This is a genomic window from Hafnia psychrotolerans, from assembly GCF_014639435.1.
GTDB lineage: Bacteria > Pseudomonadota > Gammaproteobacteria > Enterobacterales > Enterobacteriaceae > Ewingella > Ewingella psychrotolerans.
Window position 1 is genome coordinate 209,843 of the sequence record NZ_BMFZ01000001.1, and the last position, 18,922, is coordinate 228,764.

19 protein-coding genes are annotated in these 18,922 nt (G+C 50.4%); 2 read left to right on the top strand and 17 right to left on the bottom strand.

Annotation, left to right across the window (positions count from 1 at the left end; genetic code table 11):
* Nucleotides 1-271 precede the first annotated feature (271 nt).
* A complete protein-coding gene (tatA, locus tag IEV89_RS00950; protein WP_188469510.1) occupies nt 272-469 on the top strand; it encodes a Sec-independent protein translocase subunit TatA in 198 nt (65 codons plus the stop codon).
* A gap of 145 nt (nt 470-614) precedes the next feature.
* On the opposite strand, the gene lipA is transcribed toward tatA, so the two are convergent.
* The 13 genes from lipA to leuS form a co-directional block, all read right to left on the bottom strand.
* A complete protein-coding gene (lipA, locus tag IEV89_RS00955) occupies nt 615-1,580 on the bottom strand; it encodes a lipoyl synthase (RefSeq protein WP_188469512.1) in 966 nt (321 codons plus the stop codon).
* 169 nt (nt 1,581-1,749) lie between these two features.
* Nucleotides 1,750-2,418 carry a lipoyl(octanoyl) transferase LipB gene (gene lipB, locus IEV89_RS00960; RefSeq protein ID WP_229746328.1) on the bottom strand — a complete coding sequence of 223 codons (669 nt, stop codon included), beginning with the start codon at nt 2,416-2,418 and terminating at the stop codon, nt 1,750-1,752.
* Between the two features lie 89 nt (nt 2,419-2,507).
* Nucleotides 2,508-2,771: a DUF493 family protein YbeD gene (ybeD, locus tag IEV89_RS00965; RefSeq protein WP_140470528.1), complete on the bottom strand. Its 264-nt coding sequence runs from the start codon at nt 2,769-2,771 to the stop codon at nt 2,508-2,510.
* Between the two features lie 140 nt (nt 2,772-2,911).
* Nucleotides 2,912-4,120 (bottom strand): D-alanyl-D-alanine carboxypeptidase DacA, encoded by a 1,209-nt coding sequence (dacA, locus tag IEV89_RS00970; RefSeq protein WP_188469516.1) that lies wholly within the window; start codon nt 4,118-4,120, stop codon nt 2,912-2,914.
* A gap of 177 nt (nt 4,121-4,297) precedes the next feature.
* Nucleotides 4,298-5,386, bottom strand: coding sequence for an endolytic peptidoglycan transglycosylase RlpA (rlpA, locus tag IEV89_RS00975; RefSeq protein ID WP_188469518.1), 1,089 nt, complete (start codon nt 5,384-5,386; stop codon nt 4,298-4,300).
* Between the two features lie 9 nt (nt 5,387-5,395).
* Entirely contained in the window at nt 5,396-6,508 is a 1,113-nt protein-coding gene (gene mrdB / locus IEV89_RS00980) for a peptidoglycan glycosyltransferase MrdB (RefSeq protein ID WP_188469520.1), read from the bottom strand.
* 6 nt (nt 6,509-6,514) lie between these two features.
* Nucleotides 6,515-8,416 carry a peptidoglycan DD-transpeptidase MrdA gene (mrdA, locus tag IEV89_RS00985; RefSeq protein ID WP_188469522.1) on the bottom strand — a complete coding sequence of 634 codons (1,902 nt, stop codon included), beginning with the start codon at nt 8,414-8,416 and terminating at the stop codon, nt 6,515-6,517.
* 39 nt (nt 8,417-8,455) lie between these two features.
* Nucleotides 8,456-8,926, bottom strand: coding sequence for a 23S rRNA (pseudouridine(1915)-N(3))-methyltransferase RlmH (gene rlmH, locus IEV89_RS00990; RefSeq protein ID WP_188469523.1), 471 nt, complete (start codon nt 8,924-8,926; stop codon nt 8,456-8,458).
* A gap of 2 nt (nt 8,927-8,928) precedes the next feature.
* A complete protein-coding gene (gene rsfS, locus IEV89_RS00995) occupies nt 8,929-9,246 on the bottom strand; it encodes a ribosome silencing factor (protein WP_188469525.1) in 318 nt (105 codons plus the stop codon).
* Between the two features lie 215 nt (nt 9,247-9,461).
* On the bottom strand, nt 9,462-10,127 hold the full coding sequence (nadD, locus tag IEV89_RS01000; RefSeq protein ID WP_188469527.1) for a nicotinate-nucleotide adenylyltransferase: 666 nt from the start codon (nt 10,125-10,127) through the stop codon (nt 9,462-9,464).
* A gap of 46 nt (nt 10,128-10,173) precedes the next feature.
* Complete coding sequence (gene holA / locus IEV89_RS01005) at nt 10,174-11,214, bottom strand: DNA polymerase III subunit delta (RefSeq protein WP_188469529.1); 1,041 nt, start codon at nt 11,212-11,214, stop codon at nt 10,174-10,176.
* Nucleotides 11,211-11,858 carry an LPS assembly lipoprotein LptE gene (gene lptE / locus IEV89_RS01010; protein WP_188469531.1) on the bottom strand — a complete coding sequence of 216 codons (648 nt, stop codon included), beginning with the start codon at nt 11,856-11,858 and terminating at the stop codon, nt 11,211-11,213. Before lptE ends, holA begins: the two co-directional genes overlap by 4 nt.
* A gap of 14 nt (nt 11,859-11,872) precedes the next feature.
* On the bottom strand, nt 11,873-14,455 hold the full coding sequence (gene leuS, locus IEV89_RS01015; protein WP_188469533.1) for a leucine--tRNA ligase: 2,583 nt from the start codon (nt 14,453-14,455) through the stop codon (nt 11,873-11,875).
* Nucleotides 14,456-14,768: 313 nt separating this feature from the next.
* Between leuS and IEV89_RS01020 the strand changes: the two genes are divergently transcribed.
* The gene (locus tag IEV89_RS01020; RefSeq protein WP_188469535.1) at nt 14,769-15,266 is read left to right on the top strand and encodes a zinc ribbon-containing protein; all 498 of its coding nucleotides are present in this window, start codon (nt 14,769-14,771) and stop codon (nt 15,264-15,266) included.
* 141 nt (nt 15,267-15,407) lie between these two features.
* Here IEV89_RS01020 and IEV89_RS01025 read toward each other — a convergent pair whose 3' ends face one another.
* The 4 genes from IEV89_RS01025 to IEV89_RS01040 form a co-directional block, all read right to left on the bottom strand.
* Entirely contained in the window at nt 15,408-16,133 is a 726-nt protein-coding gene (locus IEV89_RS01025) for an amino acid ABC transporter ATP-binding protein (RefSeq protein ID WP_188469538.1), read from the bottom strand.
* Entirely contained in the window at nt 16,130-16,807 is a 678-nt protein-coding gene (gene gltK, locus IEV89_RS01030) for a glutamate/aspartate ABC transporter permease GltK (RefSeq protein ID WP_188469540.1), read from the bottom strand. Before gltK ends, IEV89_RS01025 begins: the two co-directional genes overlap by 4 nt.
* A 2-nt stretch (nt 16,808-16,809) precedes the next feature.
* A complete protein-coding gene (locus IEV89_RS01035; protein ID WP_188469542.1) occupies nt 16,810-17,550 on the bottom strand; it encodes an amino acid ABC transporter permease in 741 nt (246 codons plus the stop codon).
* Between the two features lie 201 nt (nt 17,551-17,751).
* The gene (locus tag IEV89_RS01040) at nt 17,752-18,648 is read right to left on the bottom strand and encodes a glutamate/aspartate ABC transporter substrate-binding protein (RefSeq protein ID WP_188469543.1); all 897 of its coding nucleotides are present in this window, start codon (nt 18,646-18,648) and stop codon (nt 17,752-17,754) included.
* Nucleotides 18,649-18,922 lie beyond the last annotated feature (274 nt).

An 18,922-nucleotide genomic window follows, 5' to 3' on the forward strand; every position in this document is an offset into this window, starting at 1 on the left:
GGCTGGCGTGAAAAGGGGAGTTAAATTGTGTTGCGATTCGGCTGCATCCGCCGTTTTTGACATCAGATCTTATGATGGGGCGGGGAGCACTGTCTGGCCATAATACGCATTGCTGAGATCGCTGTGCGATGATTTCTGTTACATATTTTGCTTGTATTTCCGCCATTATTATTTGTAAATAACGCCCATAGATTCGGTTATTTTTGCTGTAAAAAGTACCGGCTATCATCATGCCGGCAACAGTTTCGCAATTCGTTAGAAGAAGGTGTGTATGGAAGGTTTAAGCATCACTAAATTGTTGGTCGTGGGCGTGTTAATCGTTCTACTGTTCGGTACCAGTAAACTGCGTTCTCTGGGTGGAGACTTGGGCGCTGCACTGCGTGGCTTCAAGAAAGCCATGAGCGATGAGCCAACTCCAGCGGCAAAGTCTGATGCACAGCCAGCCGATCGCGTAGAACACAAAGATTGATTTTAGGGTAGGGTGTATTGCCCCACCTTTTATCCTGATACGATTGTTCCGACGCCCGAAGGTTTGCGTATAACTAAAAACGGTTGCTCTTGCGAGCAACCGTTTTTGTCATTTATGGGCCTTTAAAGGTAACAAAGTGTAACCTTTATTTCACTTCAAGGCCTTTAGCTTGCAGATCCGCATGGTATGACGAACGCACGAAAGGTCCGCAGGCGGCATGGGTAAAGCCCATTGCCATCGCTTCGGCTTTCATTTCATCAAATTCTTCCGGGCTGACATAGCGCTGAACCGGTAAATGGTGACGGCTTGGCTGCAAATACTGGCCGAGTGTCAGCATAGTGACGCCGTGGCGGCGTAGGTCGCGCATCACTTCCACAATCTCCGCATTGGTTTCACCCAAGCCCACCATCAAACCCGATTTAGTTGGGATGTCAGGATGCGCGGCTTTGAAACGTTGCAGTAGCGTGAGTGACCATTCGTAGTTTGCCCCAGGACGAACCTGGCGATACACGCGTGGCACATTCTCAAGGTTGTGGTTAAAGACGTCTGGCGGCGTCGTGGTCAGGATATCCAGTGCGCGATCCATGCGGCCCCTGAAATCGGGCACCAGCGTCTCGATTTTAATGGTCGGGTTCTTGGCGCGAATGGCGGCGATACAATCGGCAAAGTGTTGAGCTCCGCCGTCACGCAGATCGTCACGGTCTACTGAGGTGATCACTACGTAGCGCAGGCCCATATCAGCGATAGTTTGTGCCAACTTTTCAGGTTCGTTGGTGTCCGGTGCCGTCGGGCGACCATGGGCAACGTCGCAGAATGGACAACGACGCGTACAAATTGCGCCGAGGATCATAAAGGTCGCGGTGCCGTGATTGAAGCATTCGGAGAGGTTAGGGCAGGCCGCCTCTTCACAAACTGAGTGCAGGCCATTCTTACGCAGTGCGGCTTTGATGCCCTGAATTCGGGTCGAATCGGCTGGAAGTTTGATTTTCATCCATGCCGGCTTACGTAACATTTCCTGCCGGTCAGTGACCACGGTTTTCACCGGGATTAACGCCATCTTATCTGCATCGCGGTACTTAACACCGCGTTCCATCTGAATCGGTTTACTCATAAGCTTGCAGGTTCCAGGTTTGTCTCTCGTCACTCGAGTTTTCAGGACATTCAATGAACGGGCTGATTGATTAAAAATGAGAAATATTCAAAAAATTATAACACTGATGCCGGTCAAGATTCAGCCCCTTGACGTGCTTACAGGCAACAAAACGTACAATTTTTTAACATCAATAGATGTCTTCCTGCCACGGAAGATAATCAATCTGCTGATAATTCATCAGATCATTAAAAGATTTCACCAACACAGGCATGACGTCTTCGACGCTGATCCCCGGCTTCTCAACGCTCACCTGGGTCATTTGCAGGCCGGCATATCCGCAGGGATTTATGCGCAGGAAGGGTTCAAGATCCATATTGATGTTGAGCGCCAGGCCATGCAGTGAACAACCTTTGCGGATCCGCAGTCCCAGAGAGCAGATTTTCTTGTCATCGACGTAAACCCCGGGAGCATCGGCACGAGGATAGGCGTCGATAGCGAAATGTGCCAGCGTATCGACAACCGTTTGTTCAATCGCTGTGACGAGCTGACGGACGCCCATTTTTTTGCGCTTCAAGTCGACCATCACGTACATTACCTGCTGGCCGGGACCGTGATAAGTCACCTGCCCGCCACGATCGCTTTGAATCACCGGAATATCACCGGGAAGCAGAAGGTGTTCCGCTTTGCCTGCCTGGCCTTGCGTGAAGACTTTCTGGTGCTCAACCAGCCAGATTTCATCCTGCGTGTCGGCGGTACGCGTATCGGTGAACAGATGCATCGCGCGCGATACGGGTTCGTAAGGCTGCAGACCTAGCTGACGTAATACAATGCGTTGTTGCAGTTTATCTTGTAGCACAGCCGCCATCGCTATTTAGAAAAGAAGAGTGACCAAAAATTAACGCAGCACCTGTCAGGGCGCTGCGTTAGTCATTTGTGAGGAGAGGTTTACAGCACCATGCGAACAATTTCGATATTACCCAACTCGTCATACAGGGTTTCGACCTGATCGATATGAGTAGCATTAATCGTGATTGAGACGGAGTGATAATTCCCTTTACTGCTCGGTTTCACCTGAGGATTGTAGTCGCCAGGGGCATGGCGTTGCACGACTTCCACAACCTGATCAACTAACTCGGGTTGTGCCAGGCCCATTACTTTATAAGTAAAGGAGCATGGAAATTCGAGCAGTTCGTTAAGTTTGGTTTTCATGTGCACTCCAGCGTGGTTAACAGCGTATTGATAAAATCATAACTCCCGCCAGTGCGGGAGTTATGAAATTTGATGGCACTATTATTAATATTAAATGCATTACCATCAAATGGGGACGTTGTGGGTTATTTCAAGCCGACTTAGCCGAACCAATGATGGAACATCAGCTTGATATAATCGATGATACGTCCGAAGAAGCCGCCTTCTTTGACTTCATTCAGCACCACCAATGGGCGCTCGTCAATGGTTTTGCCATCTAGCTGGAAGTTGATTGAGCCAACGACCTGATTTTTCTGCAATGGCGCATGTAGCTCAGGACTATTCAGTACATAGCTCGCTTTCAGATCTTTCATGCGGCCACGTGGAATGGTCAGGTATGCGTCTTTATCTACGCCCAGCACCACACGATCGGTATCACCAAACCATACTGGCTCTGAAGCGAACTCTTTACCCGCTTTGAGTGGAGAAACTGTTTCGAAGAAGCGGAAGCCCCAGGTCAGGAGTTTTTTGCTTTCAACTTCGCGGCCTTTATAGGTATGACCGCCCATGACCGCTGAGATCAGGCGCATCTGACCTTCGGTTGCAGAAGCAACCAGATTATAACCGGCTGATTCGGTGTGGCCGGTTTTTATGCCGTCCACGTTCATGCTGGAATCCCACAGCAGGCCATTGCGGTTCATTTGGCGGATTTTGTTGAAGGTGAACTCTTTTTCTTTGTAGGTCGCATATTCATCCGGTACATCACGGATCAGCGCCTGGCCAATCAGTGCCATATCACGCGCTGAACTGAACTGCCCAGCAGCATCAAGACCATGCACCGTACCGAAGTGGGTGTTTTTCAGGCCCAATGCGTTGACGTAATTGTTCATCAAACCGACGAAGGCATCTTGGCTGCCAGCGACATAATCAGCCATCGCCACACAGGCATCGTTACCTGATTGTAAAATAATGCCACGGTTCAACTCAGATACCGCCACGCGATCGCCTGGCTTGAGGAACATCAGGGAAGAGCCCTTGAACACCGGATTGCCGGTTGCCCAGGCATCCTGCCCAACGGTAACGATGTCGTTTGGCGTGATTTTACCGGCTTTGATTGACTGGCCGATGACGTAGCTGGTCATCATTTTAGTCAGGCTGGCTGGGTCACGGCGTGCATCGGCGTTCTTTTCTGCCAGCACTTTACCTGAGTTATAGTCGATCAGAATGTAGGCTTCGGCATCAATTTGCGGAACGCCTGGGATCATCGTCTTTAAGTTAACATCGTCGGCATAGGCGGACGCTGCGCAGAGGGTCAGGGCTGTGCCAAAAGCGAGGCTCTTGACTAAAAGTGGGGTATTTACAAGTTTCATGAGGGGACAGCAACATCCGTAGAAGTAAGTTAAAAACGTGCCACACTATAGCAGAATCGACATATTCGGACATCTGCCATTACAGCGGCTTGAAAGTGTTTACCCTTTTTTACTTTTAAAAGGCGACGGACAGAAACGGGGCCGTAGCCCCATTCCAGTAAAGATTTTACGCTGCAATTACATCACTGAAACAACAAAAGATTGTTGTTGATCTTCGCTTGCCAGGCGCTGTTTTAGCTGCTCAGCCTGCTGGCGGGTTAATGGCCCGAGCTGAACGCGATACATCCCAGCATTAGGCTGAACTTTGCCAGGCACTGAGAACTTCTGGCTCAGACTTTTCTGCCACAACGCGGCGTTTTGCGGATTGCTCAGCGCGCCGACCTGCACCATATAACGGCCGGTGGTGGTTGATGAAGCAGATGTGGACGGCGCGGTGACAGCGACCGGAGCGGCAACGGCGGCCATCGCTGGTGCCGCAGGCTCATCTTTTTCCAGGATCCCCTGCGGTACGGCAGAAGGGGCTTTCAGAAAACTTCCGCTTGCGCCGGTTGTCGCGGAATCAGGCGTGTTTGTTTCATCCCCATTGCTCAGCGTGCTGTTATCAACCGGATGGACATTTACGCTGGTGTTCGTTGGTGTGTTTTGCACCGGCGTTCCCATTTCGCTTGACCCTAAATCAGGACGACCAGGTAATGCGTAGGACTGCTTGGCGACGGTCGTACCGACAGTGCCGGGACCAGACAGTGAACCGTCCGGTGCCACCTTAATAAAATCGATTCTCACTTTGGTGCTGTTGGTCAGATTCAGGCGCTCAGCAGCGGCCTGTGACAGGTCAATAATTTTGCCAGCGACATAAGGACCGCGATCATTCACGCGTACCACTAACATACGTCCGTTGGCTAAGTTGGTGACACGTACGTAACTTGGGATCGGCAGTGTAGGGTGGGCGGCGGTCATGGCATTAGGATCGAATTCTTCACCAATTGCAGTGGTATTGCCGCCGTTTTCCTGCCCGTACCAGGCTGCCTGCCCTATCTGCGAGAAGTTAGACGGATCTTTGACGATTTTGTAGGTTTTGCCGTTGACGGAATAATCCTGGCTGGTGCCTGGGTTGTAAGGTTCGTAACGCGGGTCAGCCCCACCAATTTCTACCACTGGGCCGTTATAGGCTTGTTGTGGCGCAGCTTGTTGTGGTTGTGTCTCGTCAGACACACAACCACTCAACAGCAACCCAATGATGACAGCTCCAAGCCACTCCTTACGCATTGCTCACCTCTATAAATTTTTCGACAACATTTTTCGATGAGTATGTATCGACATGACGATACCAAACCCTGCCATTAGCACCATGAGCGCTGAGCCACCATAGCTGACCAGTGGCAAAGGTACCCCAACCACCGGGACAATACCACTGACCATGCCGATGTTAACAAACACATAGACGAATAAAATTAACATCAGACCCCCAGCCATTACGCGGCCAAAGGTGGTTTGTGCGTGGGCAGCGATCACCAGACCGCGCATGATCAGACATAAGTAGAGCCCAAGTAGCACCAGTACGCCAATCAGACCGAGTTCTTCTGCCAATACAGCAAAGATAAAGTCAGTATGACGTTCGGGCAGAAATTCGAGCTGGGACTGTGTCCCATGCAGCCAGCCTTTCCCAGACAATCCGCCGGAACCGATAGCGATTTTGGACTGAATAATATGGTATCCAGCCCCAAGCGGATCGCTCTCCGGATCCAGTAGCATCATCACGCGATCGCGTTGATAGTCGTGCATCAGGAAGAACCACAGGATTGGGATGAATGCTGCCACCAGCAGTGCCGCGACGGCAATCAGCTTCCAGCTCATCCCTGATAAGAACAGCACGAACAGGCCAGAGGCAGCGATCAGAATTGAGGTGCCAAGATCGGGCTGCGCGGCTACCAGCAGGGTTGGAATAAATATCAGCGCCAGTGCAATGGCGGTATTTTTCAGTGACGGAGGACAGATGTCACGGTTGATGAAGCGAGCCACCATCAGTGGTACGGCAATTTTCGCCAGCTCTGATGGCTGAAAACGCACCACGCCAAGATCAAGCCAGCGCTGTGCGCCTTTACTGATCGTTCCGAAAGCATCGACCATCACCAGTAGCAGCACGCATAACAGGTACAAATAGGGCGCCCAACTTTCGTACACACGCGGAGGGATTTGCGCCATCACCAGCATGATGATTAACCCCATCACGATCTGGCCGATTTTGCGCTCCATCATGCCAACATCCTGGCCGCTGGCACTCCACATTACGAAGGCGCTGTAGGCAAGCAATGCCAGCACGATCAGTAACAGGGTAATGTCGATGTGCATCTTCGACCACAGAGACCCTTTTTGTTGGCTTTCAGTCATGATCAGTTAATCACCTTCGGTTCCCGGCGGTGGTGCGTCAGCCGGTAATTGTGTCGTGTTATCGCCCAACAAAATATGGTCGAGTATCTGGCGGGTGATGGTACCCACAGCAGGACCAGCGCCGCCATTTTCAAGAATAACAGCAACGGCAACGGTCGGATTATTGAATGGCGCAAAGGCAGTCATCAATTTATGGTCGCGCAGATGTTCGGCTATCTTATGCGCATTATATATTTCATTGGCTTTCAAACCGTAAACTTGTGCTGTACCGGACTTCGCTGCGGCTTTATAAGGCGCATCAGCGAAACTCTTGCGAGCCGTACCGTTTGGCCGATTGGCCACGCCATACATCCCATCTTTCGCTATTTCCCAATAGCCAGAATGGACATCGCCGATCTGTGTTGTTTCCTGCTGCTGATAAGGGACGAGTTTGCCATCCTCCTTGGTGCTGAGTAGCAGGTGCGGCGTCTTCACCGTACCGTCATTAATCAGTGTCGTCATCGCTTTCATTATCTGGATTGGCGTCGCGGTCCAGTAACCTTGCCCGATGCCGACCGGAATGGTATCGCCCTGATACCAGGGTTTCTTGTAGCGTTTGAATTTCCAGTCGCGATTCGGCATGTTGCCGCTGCGCTCTTCGGACAGATCAATGCCAGAATAATGTCCGTAACCGAATTTCTCCATCCACTCTGACAGGCGGTCTATCCCCATGTCATAGGCGACCTGATAGAAGAAGGTGTCAGCGGACTCTTCCAGTGCTTTGGTAACATTCAGATGACCGTGTCCCCAGTGTTTCCAGTCACGAAATCGCTTTTCAGAGCCAGGGAGCTGCCACCAGCCAGGGTCAAACAGCGAAGTGCTTTTTGTGATCACACCAGCGGTTAACGCAGAGACCGCAATATAGGGTTTTACCGTCGAGGCTGGGGGGTAGATCCCCTGCGTGGCACGGTTAATCAGTGGTTTGTTCAGATCTTCCAATAGCGTGCGATAATCCTTGCTCGAAATACCGTCAACGAACAGGTTCGGATCATAGCTGGGGTTCGATACCAGAGCACGTATGCTGCCATCACGCGGGTCGGAGACCACCACGGCAGAGCGGCTGCCTGCCAGTAATGCTTCAATATAGGTTTGCAGCGGTAAATCGATGGTCAGATAGATATCTTTACCTGCCTGTGGTGCCTCTTCATGAAGTTGACGGATCACCCGGCCACGGTTATTGACCTCAACTTCTTCATAGCCGGTTTTACCATGCAGCGTCTCTTCGTAATAGCGCTCGATGCCCAGTTTGCCAATGTCGTGTGTAGCGGCGTAGTTTGCCAGTATGCCGTCTTTATCCAGACGTTCGACGTCGCGGTCATTAATTTTCGACACATAGCCAATGACGTGTGTGAGAGCGGAACCATAGGGATAATAACGCCGCTGATAGCCTTTGACTTCAACGCCGGGGAAGTTGAACTGATTGACCGCAAACCGGGCGACCTGAACTTCGGTCAGGCCAGTTTTAACTGCAATCGACGTGAAACGGCGCGAACGTTTGCGCTCTTTTTGGAAATTTTCGATATCTTCCGGTGTTAAATCGACAATCGGTTTTAGCCCTTCAAGGGTTGCCTTAAGATTGTCGACTTTTTCCGGCATCAGTTCGAGTTGATAAATAGTGCGGTTCAGCGCGAGCGGCGTACCGTAACGGTCATAAATAATGCCGCGACTGGGTGCGATAGGTACCAGCTTAATGCGGTTGTCGTTAGAACGGGTCTGGTAATCTTGAAAGCGGACAATCTGTAAGTTGTACAGATTGAATGCCAAAATACCACTGAGTAGCAGAATACCGACGAACGCCACCAGTGCACGGCGCACAAAGAGGGCTGATTCAGCCGTATAGTCGCGAAAGGGGTTACGATCTATTTTCATCCCACTACTTAATTCATGTTGCTGACATTCACCAACCGATTATTCCCGGTGGTATGGATGATTTGTGGTAATACTCCATGCGCGGTAAAGACTTTCCGCAACCAGCACTCGCACTAAAGGGTGCGGCAACGTCAGTTGAGAGAGCGACCAGCTCTGCTCCGCTGCGGCTTTACAGGCTGGAGCTAATCCTTCAGGGCCACCGATCAACAGGCTGACGTTGCGGCCATCCTGTTTCCAGCGCTCTAGCTGTTGCGCAAGCTGGGGTGTCTCCCACGGTGTCCCTGGAATATCCAGGGTCACAATACGATTACCTTTTCCGACAGCCGCTAACATCTGTTCGCCCTCTTTTTCAAGGATACGTTTTATATCAGCGTTTTTGCCGCGCTTACCAGCCGTAACTTCGGTCAGCTCGAAGGGCATATCTTTCGGAAAACGGTTTAAATAATCGTTAAATCCGGTCTGAACCCAGTCGGGCATTTTCGTGCCGACAGCGATGAGTTGCAGTTTCACACCTAAGCCCAGAGTTTCTCAAGCTCATACAATTGGCGACTCTCTTCCTGCATGACGTGAACAATCACTTCTCCCAGGTCGACAACCACCCAATCAGCTTCATTAATACCTTTAACGCCCATGGCGTCGAGGCCTAATGCTTTGACTTCTTCAACCAGATGTCCTGCGATAGACATGACATGGCGGCTGGAAGTCCCGGTGCAAATGATCATACAGTCAGTAATGCTGGATTTACCGATAACATCAATAGCAATGATGTCTTGTGCTTTCAGGTCATCGACTTTATCGATAACAAAATCTTGGAGCGCTTTACCTTGCAAAGGTTCCCCCTGGGGATGTTGAAACGAGTTAGCTTGATGAAAACCTTCTGCTGCAAGGGCGCTTGCGCGGCGTGCAGAAGAGGGCTTTCAAAAAAGAGTGTATGCCGACATACGGGATTGATGCTGAAAATTACGGGTAATCAATGAATTACATTCGTTATTATCACAGCCTTACCGCAAGCCGAAATTAAGCGGCGCAGTATACCACGCGTTAACTACGCGTGGTATAAGCCCTGCGAATCGATATAGCGCTCAACGGCGGCTGGCAAGAGATCTGAGCAGCTTTTACCTTCCTGCCGACGCTGACGAATTTCAGTCCCCGAGATGTCCAGCAATGGCGTATTCGCTTGATAAATCAAGCCGTGCGGGCGGCGCTTCAGCTCTGCCGGCGTGGTGACCCGATGTTTGTCATACCAGCGCTGTAAGGGTGGCGTATCGGGGGACTCTGAATAACCGGGACGCGCCATAACCAGCAAATGACAAAAATCCAGTAACTCTTCCCACCGATGCCATTTATAGAGTGAAATTAATGAATCTTGACCGATGATAAACGCCATCGGACGCTGCGCGCCATGTTCTTTACGTAACGTTTCAAGCGTCTCAATGGTATATGAGGGTTTATCCACCGCAAGTTCACGCGAGTCGACTGAAAACAGTGGATTACCTTCCACGGCCAGCTCGACCATTTTTAACCGTTGCTGCGCCGAAGCCTGAGGTTGGGAACGATGCGGCGGCACATTGTTTGGTAGCAATATCACTTCATCCAGAGCCGTTTCTTTCGCCAACTGCTCCACTGGCCTGAGATGACCATAATGGATGGGATCAAAAGTGCCACCAAATAGCGCGAGTAAAGTGTCATCAGAAGAGGTGTTCAGTACCATCAATGCGTTCCAGGATTAGGGCTCACAACGGGCAACTTTCCGGCTTTCAAAAGTCGCGTGTCTCAATAAAGCTTTCAGGCAGAGGTTTTCCGCATAGCAGCATGGAAAGACTCTCAAGCTCAGGCCAGATAGATTGACCGTAGTCCTGTTTGAGCGTGATTTCCATTTTTGTCAGCAAATGGACGGCTTGCTGCAATTGGCGGAGTGATAGCCGTTGCAGAGCCTGTGTCACCATTGTGCGGCGGTTCTGCCACACTTTGTACTGATCAAACAGAGTGCGAAGTGGGGTAACGTCCATTTTGCGTTTGAGGTTCAGTAGCATTAGCAGCTCGCGCTGCAGAGTGCGTAACAGGATCACCGGCTCGCTATCTTCCTGCTGTAACTGGCGCAGAATATGCCATGCGCGTTTACTTTTCCCTGCCAGCAGCGCATCTAACCAATGATAGGGTGAAAAGTGCGCGGCATCGTTAACGGCTTCTTCAACTCGAGGTAGGGTCAGTTTCCCGTCAGGATAGAGCAGGGAAAGCCTTTCGAGTGACTGTGCCAGCGCGAGCAGATTGCCTTCATAGCAGTAGCATAAAAGTTGATTTGCCGGTTCATCGAGTTCAAGTGATAATTCTTTAGCGCGTTTGGCTACCCAACGTGGGAGTTGCGCCTGTTCCGGCGTCTGACAAGTGACAAAGACGCTGCGATCACTGAGGGTTTTGAACCAGGCACTGTTCTCTTGTGCTTTGGTCAATTTGGTGCCACGTAGAACCAGCAAAATATCGTCGTGTAAAAGCGTGGTGAGTTTCACTAGCTGTTCACCCATTGGTGCCGGTGGGCCATTTTCAGGCAAGATCAGCAGCAGGGTTTGACGGGTAGCGAACAGGCTGAGTGCCTGGCAGATGCTGAAAATAGCATCCCACTCGGTATGTGCATCAAGAGTAAAGGTGTAGTGTTCTTCAAAAGCGGCAGCCTGCGCTGCTTTACGAATGCTGTCCTGACTTTCCTGGAGCAGCAGAGGATCGTTCCCGCATAACAGATAACATGCGCGCAGCCCCTCACGGAGCTGCGCAGCAAGTTGTTCAGGATAAAGTCGAATCATTGAGCAGAAGAACTGACCGGTTTAGACGGGACAGTTTTACCGTCTGATACGCTTGTCCCGTTTTGCTCAGCCATTTCGCTGGCCGAGGATTTGGTTGTGATAACCATCGGTGTGCCATCAACGGCGGCCGCTTCCTGTTTCTCTTTCTCGGATGCACGCACGGTGAGCAGTTTACGTATCAATTGCTGAGCGGCTTGTTGGCGCATCTCTTGGCTAATAATGTCCTGTTCGTTATCTTTCGCCAATGCTGCCAACGGGTTGTCGAAGAATGAACGGAACACTTTAACCTGCAAAGGATAAAGATCTTTACCTGGCAGTAGCACCTGAGCGTTGACCGTCATCTCCATTTGGTATTCAGCTGTTTTACCGTCCTGGAAGATTGACGCAGTCGTCTGCCCGGATGTTTCACCCAAGATACGCAGTGACGGAATATCTTTGCGCTTCACATCATCAACAATAGTCACGCCGTTAAGACGCAATTGCGTTCGGATATTACGCGTCAACGGCCCGTAAGGGTCGGAACTGTCGAGAACGATGGTTTTCATGTTGTCCGGCACGTTGGTGACTCCACGTAAGTGGAACCCGCAGCCGGACGTGATCAAAACTGCCGCACTCAGTAACAGCATCACAATACGATGTTGCACAACGCCTCCTTGACTCAACCCACAACCAGGTTAAGCAGTTTGCCCGGAACGTAGATTACTTTACGTACAGTAACTCCATCCAGATATTTAGCGACCAGATGTTCCTGCGCAGCACGTTCTCGCACGAACTCTTCAGTCGAGTCTGCTGGGACCGTAATTTTGCCGCGAACTTTGCCGTTAACCTGAACCACGACCAGCTTGGAATCTTCGACCATGGCTTTTTCGTCAGCTTGCGGCCATGGAGCAGTATCGATATCGCCTTCTCCACCCAGAGTCTGCCACAAACTGAAACAGATATGTGGAGTGAATGGATAAAGCATGCGAACTACAGCCAGCAGCGCTTCCTGCATTAACGCACGGTCTTGCTCGGAATCCTGCGGAGCACGGCCCAGTTTGTTCATCAGCTCCATCACGGCCGCAATGGCGGTGTTAAAGGTCTGACGACGGCCAATATCATCGGTAACTTTAGCGATGGTTTTGTGCAGATCGCGACGCAGATCTTTTTGCACTTCACTTAATGATGCAACATCCAGAGCGATCGCGGCTCCTTTTTCTGAATGCTCAAATGCCAATTTCCAGACACGTTTCAGGAAGCGATTCGCCCCTTCGACGCCTGACTCCTGCCATTCCAGCGTCATTTCTGCCGGAGAAGCAAACATCATGAATAGGCGTACGGTATCGGCACCGTATTTTTCCACCATGATCTGCGGATCAATGCCGTTATTTTTCGATTTGGACATCTTACTCATGCCCGCGTAAACCAGTTCACGGCCCTGCGGGTCGCTGGCTTTCACGATACGACCTTTCTCATCACGCTCTACGGTCGCATTGGCCGGGGAAACCCAGACGCGCTCACCGCTGTTGCCGGGGTAATAGAAGGCATCAGCCAGAACCATGCCCTGACACAGCAGGCGCTTGGCTGGCTCATCAGAATTAACCAAGCCCGCATCCCGCATCAGTTTGTGGAAGAAGCGGAAATACATCAGGTGCATGATGGCGTGTTCAATACCCCCAACGTATTGGTCAACTGGCAGCCAGTAGTTGGCGGCCGCTGGGTCCAGCATACCTTGGTCGTATTGTGGGCAGGTATAGCGCGCATAATACCAAGAAGACTCCATGAAGGTGTCAAAGGTATCCGTCTCACGCAGGCCTGGCATACCGTTCACGGTGGTTTTCGCCCACTCAGGATCGGCTTTGATGGGGCTGGTGATCCCGTCCATTACCACGTCTTCCGGCAGGATCACCGGCAGTTGATCTTCTGGCGTTGGGATCACGGTACCATCTTCGAGCGTGATCATCGGAATCGGTGCGCCCCAGTAACGCTGACGGGAAACGCCCCAGTCGCGCAGACGATAGTTTACTTTACGCTGGCCAACACCAAGGCTGACCAGTTTATCTGCGATGGCATTAAAGCCTTGCTCGTAAGTCAGACCGTCAAATTCACCGGAATTATACAGCGTGCCTTTTTCCAGCAGGGCTTGTGATGTGACATCCGGCTCGGTGCCATCCGAATTCAGAATAACCGGGTTAATAGGCAGATGATATTTGGTGGCAAATTCCCAGTCACGCTGATCATGGGCAGGGACTGCCATCACCGCGCCAGTGCCGTATTCCATGAGTACAAAGTTAGCCACCCAAATGGCCACTTTCTCGCCCGTCAGCGGATGGATGGCAAACAGGCCGGTGGCCATGCCTTTTTTCTCCATCGTCGCCATTTCGGCTTCGGCAACTTTAGTGTTGCGGCATTCGTCGATAAAATCAGCCAGTACAGGCTGCGTGGCAGAGGCTTGCATGGACAGCGGATGTCCTGCAGCCACGGCGACGTAAGTCGCGCCCATGAAGGTGTCAGGACGCGTGGTGTACACGGTGACTTTCTCTTCACTGTTCTCGACGTCGAAAGTGATCTCGACGCCTTCAGAACGGCCAATCCAGTTACGCTGCATCGTTTTGACCTGTTCAGGCCAATTTTCCAGCGTGTCCAAATCGTTCAGCAATTGGTCTGCGTAAGCGGTGATTTTAATGAACCACTGAGGAATTTCTTTGCGTTCCACCTTGGTATCACAACGCCAGCAGCAGCCGTCGATAACCTGTTCGTTCGCTAAAACGGTGAGGTCATGTGGACACCAGTTCACCGCAGAGGTCTTCTTATAAACCATGCCTTTTTCATACAGCTTGGTGAAGAACCACTGCTCCCAACGATAGTAATCAGGCTGACAGGTTGCCAGTTCGCGATCCCAGTCATAGCCGAAGCCCAGCAATTTCAGCTGGTTCTTCATGTATTCGATATTTTCGTAAGTCCACGGAGCAGGTGCCGTGTTGTTTTTCACTGCGGCGCCTTCCGCCGGCAAACCAAATGCGTCCCAGCCAATCGGCTGCAGAACGTTTTTGCCGAGCATGCGCTGATAGCGGGAGATCACATCGCCAATGGTGTAGTTACGTACGTGGCCCATATGCAGGCGGCCTGACGGGTAGGGCAGCATGGAGAGGCAGTAATATTTCTCTTTTCCAGGTTGCTCGGTAACTTTGAAGGTCTGCTTCTCTTGCCAGTGAAGTTGAACCTGTGTCTCTATGTCTTCTGGGCGGTATTGCTCTTGCATGGCAGCCGGTGGTCCTGTGAGTGAAAACAGCTACGCTTGTAGCTCAAATAGTTTTAATCAAAAGATCCGCATAGCATAGCTGATAAGCGCCTGAGGCAACAACACCAAGCACGATCTGGAGGGGGTTTTCTGCGTGATGGGGCGTGATTATTCTCAAAGTGCGAGACACCTCGGGATATTGTCCTTACTGGATCAGTGATTTACGGCTAAAGTAAATGGAGAAGCTCGATGGCGTTACATCGGTTAAATAAAGAGTTACGTTGATTAAGTCATGGGTTAAGTCGGTTAAATGTTGTTTTGCTAAGGAGATTTTATGAACATTGCTGCGCAATATTATCGTCAGTTAGTGACGTCATTAACTGAGCGTTTGCAAAATGGTGAACGCGATATCGATGTCCTGGTTCAGGATGCCCGCGCTACGCTGGAAAGGGAAGGAAAGCTGACCGACTTGCAAATTGAGCAGTTAATCTATTCCGTACGCCGCGATCTTCACGAGTTTGCACGTCAGTATAAAGAAAACCAGCAGGCAACTCCGGTTGAGGATGAAGATGACAGCGTCTTTATGCGCATCATCAAAGAGAGCCTCTGGAAAGAACTGGCTGATATGACGGATAAAACTCAGCTGGAATGGAAGGAGGTATTTAAGGACGTTAACCATCACGGTATCTATCATAGTGGTGAAGTCGTGGGGCTCGGGAATCTGGTGTGTGAAAAATGCCACTTTACGCTTGCGGTCTATACGCCTGAAGTCCTGAGTAAGTGCCCGGAGTGCGGCGGAACGGAGTTCAGCAGAAAAGCCTTCGAACCCTAAATAAGTATCAGGCTATTTTACTTGCCAGTTTGTGCTCGGCCAGTGCTCGTGCTCTTCACGTACTTTATGTACGCTCTGGGCACTGTATGTTGGCTGAACACAAACTGGCTGCGCAGATGACGCCTGACGCTATAAGTTTGCTTAGTGCAGGATCTTCGCCAGGAAATCACGGGCACGATCTGATTCCGGATTATTGAAGAAGTCGTCTTTGTTACGATCTTCGACAATTTTACCTTCATCCATGAAAATCACCCGGTTGGCTACTTTACGTGCGAAGCCCATTTCGTGGGTAACCACCATCATGGTCATGCCCTCGTTCGCCAGTTCCACCATGACATCCAGAACTTCGTTGATCATCTCTGGGTCAAGTGCTGAGGTCGGTTCATCAAACAGCATCGCTATGGGATCCATACATAATGCACGGGCTATTGCGACACGCTGCTGTTGACCGCCGGATAGCTGCCCGGGAAATTTATTAGCATGTGCCGATAACCCAACGCGTTCGAGCAGTTTTAGTCCTTTATCTTTTGCCTCATCATTGTTGCGTTTGAGTACTTTTACCTGCGCCAGCGTCAGGTTTTCAATGATCGACAGGTGTGGGAAAAGCTCGAAGTGCTGGAAAACCATACCGACTTTTGCACGCAACTGCGCCAGATTGGTTTTCTTATCGTTGACTGGCGTACCGTTGACCAGGATCTCCCCTTTCTGAATCGGTTCCAGGCCGTTAACGGTTTTAATCAGTGTCGACTTCCCTGATCCTGACGGGCCGCAAACCACCACAACCTCACCTTTTTTAACCTCAGTGCTGCAATCGGCCAGCACCTGGAAGTGCCCATACCACTTAGAAACATTTTTCAGTGAAATCATGAAACGGTCCTTTTCTTCAAATAGCGCACCAGCAAGGAAGCGGAAAGGCTGATAACAAAGTAGATAACTCCTGCAAACAACACCATCTCAACCAGCGTACCGTCACGGTCGCCAATATTCGATGCGCTGCGGAAGAAATCCGCCAGGCCGAGAACGAAGACCAGCGAGGTATCCTGGAATAACACAATGGCCTGAGTGAGCAGCAGCGGCACCATGGCGCGGAACGCCTGCGGTAAAATCACCAGCTTCATCGACTGCCATTGGGTCATACCAAGCGCCAACGCAGCGGAGGATTGTCCCCGCGCGATACTGATGATCCCGGCACGAATAATTTCGGAATAATAAGCCGCTTCAAACAGTGCAAAGGCCACCATAGCGGAAATCAGGCGGATATCGGTTTTCGGTGATAATCCCAGTACCTTTTGTAGGAAACTTGGCACAATCAGATAAAACCACAGCAGGACCATGACCAGCGGGACGGCGCGGAACAAATTCACATAAGCAGCAGCAAACCAGCTGATTGGCTTGAATGTCGACAAGCGCATCACAGCCAGCAAGGTTCCCCACAAAATACCGAACACAATCGCAACGCCGGTGATCTTCAGCGTGATCAGCATTCCTTGCCATAAATAGGGCAGGCCAGGACCAATAGAACTCCAGTCAAAATCATACATGATTATTTACCTCCCATATTGCCCGGCAGGCGTACTTTACGTTCTACAAAATGCATCAGCAGCATGATCACCGCGTTGATGATGACGTAGGCAACGGTAATGGCCGTAAATGACTCATAAGCATGAGCTGAATAATCCAGCAATTTGCCGGCTTGTGCTGCCATGTCGACCAGACCAATGGTTGAGGCGATAGCCGAGTTTTTCACTAGGTTAACCATCTCAGAGGTCATTGGCGGAACGATGACGCGGTAAGCATTCGGTAGCAGAACGTAGCGGTAGGTCTGAGGCAGGGTCAACCCCATTGCCAGTCCTGCGTTGCGTTGCCCACTCGGCAGTGACTGGATCGCTGCACGTACTTGCTCACAAACGCGGGCGGCGGTGAACAGCCCAAGACAAATAACGGATGAGGTGAAAAACTGTATGTTTGGCGCCAGTTCTGCCTTGAACCACATGCCGATGTTTTCCGGCAGCAGCTCAGGCACCACCAGATACCAAATAAAGAATTGCACAATCAACGGCACATTACGGAACAGTTCGACGTAACAGGTACCGATGCCGGAGAGAAAGCGGTTGGGGACGGTACGTAGAATACCGAACAGGGAGCCGACGAAGAAAGCGATAAACCAGGCACAAATCGACAGGGCGACAGTGACCTGAAATCCATTCCAAATCCAGCCCAGATAAGTGGTATTACCGAAGGGGGCTTCTTGCAGAAAAATGCCCCAGTTCCAATCTATTGACATAAAAACTCCATGACGTGGGTAATAGACTACCCCTCTGAGTGATGACGAAACCAACACACGGTTGAGTGGCGGAAAAATGCGGGGTGGGGAACGACCACCCCGCATCCGGTCTGTATGCCCTTTCGGGCCATCATCACAAGCTGGTGGGCCAGCTCTTATACTTGATACTTCTCTTGGTTATACCTGTCTGACGGGTATTTTTTACAGTGCTTTATCGTTTGGTGCTTTGAACAGCGCTTTCATGTCGTCTGACAATTCAAAGTTCATGTTCAGGTTTTTCGGAGGAATAGGCTGTTTGAACCATTTATCAAACCACTTATTGGCTTCACCAGAGGTTTGCGCTTTCGCAATGGTGTCATCAACCAGCGTTTTGAAACTGGCATCATCTTTACGCATCATACAGCCATAAGCTTCTTTGGATTGTGGCGTTCCGACGATCACCCAGTTATTGGGTTCTTTGGATTTAGCGCGTTCACCTGCCAGCAGGGCGTCATCCATCATGAAAGCAACGGCGCGGCCGGTTTCCAGAGTACGGAATGAGTCGCCGTGGTCTTTGGCACTGATGATGCGCATGCCCAGCTTCTTGTCTTCATTTAATTTATGCAGCAGAACTTCAGAAGTGGTGCCGGACGTGACAACCACAGTCTTGCCTTTGAGATCATCGAAATCTTTAATGTCTGAGCCTTTTTTCACCAGCAGACGGGTACCGATGATGAAAATGGTGTCAGAGAAAGCCGCTTGTTGCTGACGTTCTAGATTATTGGTGGTGGAACCGCATTCGAAATCGAAAGTGCCGTTTTGCAGTAAAGGAATACGGTTTTGCGAAGTGATAGGCATCATCTTCACTTGCAGGTTAGGCATATTCAGCTTTTTCTTCACCGCATCAACGATGGCGTTGGAGTAATCCTGAGAATAGCCCACCACTTTTTGTTCATTGTTGTAGTAAGAAAATGGCACAGAGGATTCACGGTGACCAACGACGATAACACCGTTATCTTTGATTTTTTTCAGGGTACCGGTCAGGTCCTCTGCATGGGCTACGCTACTTGCTGCCAGGCTTGCCAGCAGTACCGATAACGCCAATTTGCGCATTTGCATGTTCCAACTCCTTTGCTGTCATTAAGGATCCAAACGGATGGATCAGGAAGCACTTATAGGTCGTGAAGTATGTATCTACTCAATTTACCTGACTCGAAAATAGCTCAATGTGAAGATAATGAAACAATAATGTTTCTTTTTTGAGACGAAGCACGCACCAAATAAAAGCAACAAAATATCACTGCACCATTCTGGTGTGTGTTTTTTAAACGATATGTTCCGAAATGATGCATATTGTCAGCTAAAGCCAGTAAACGGATAACTTTCAATTAGA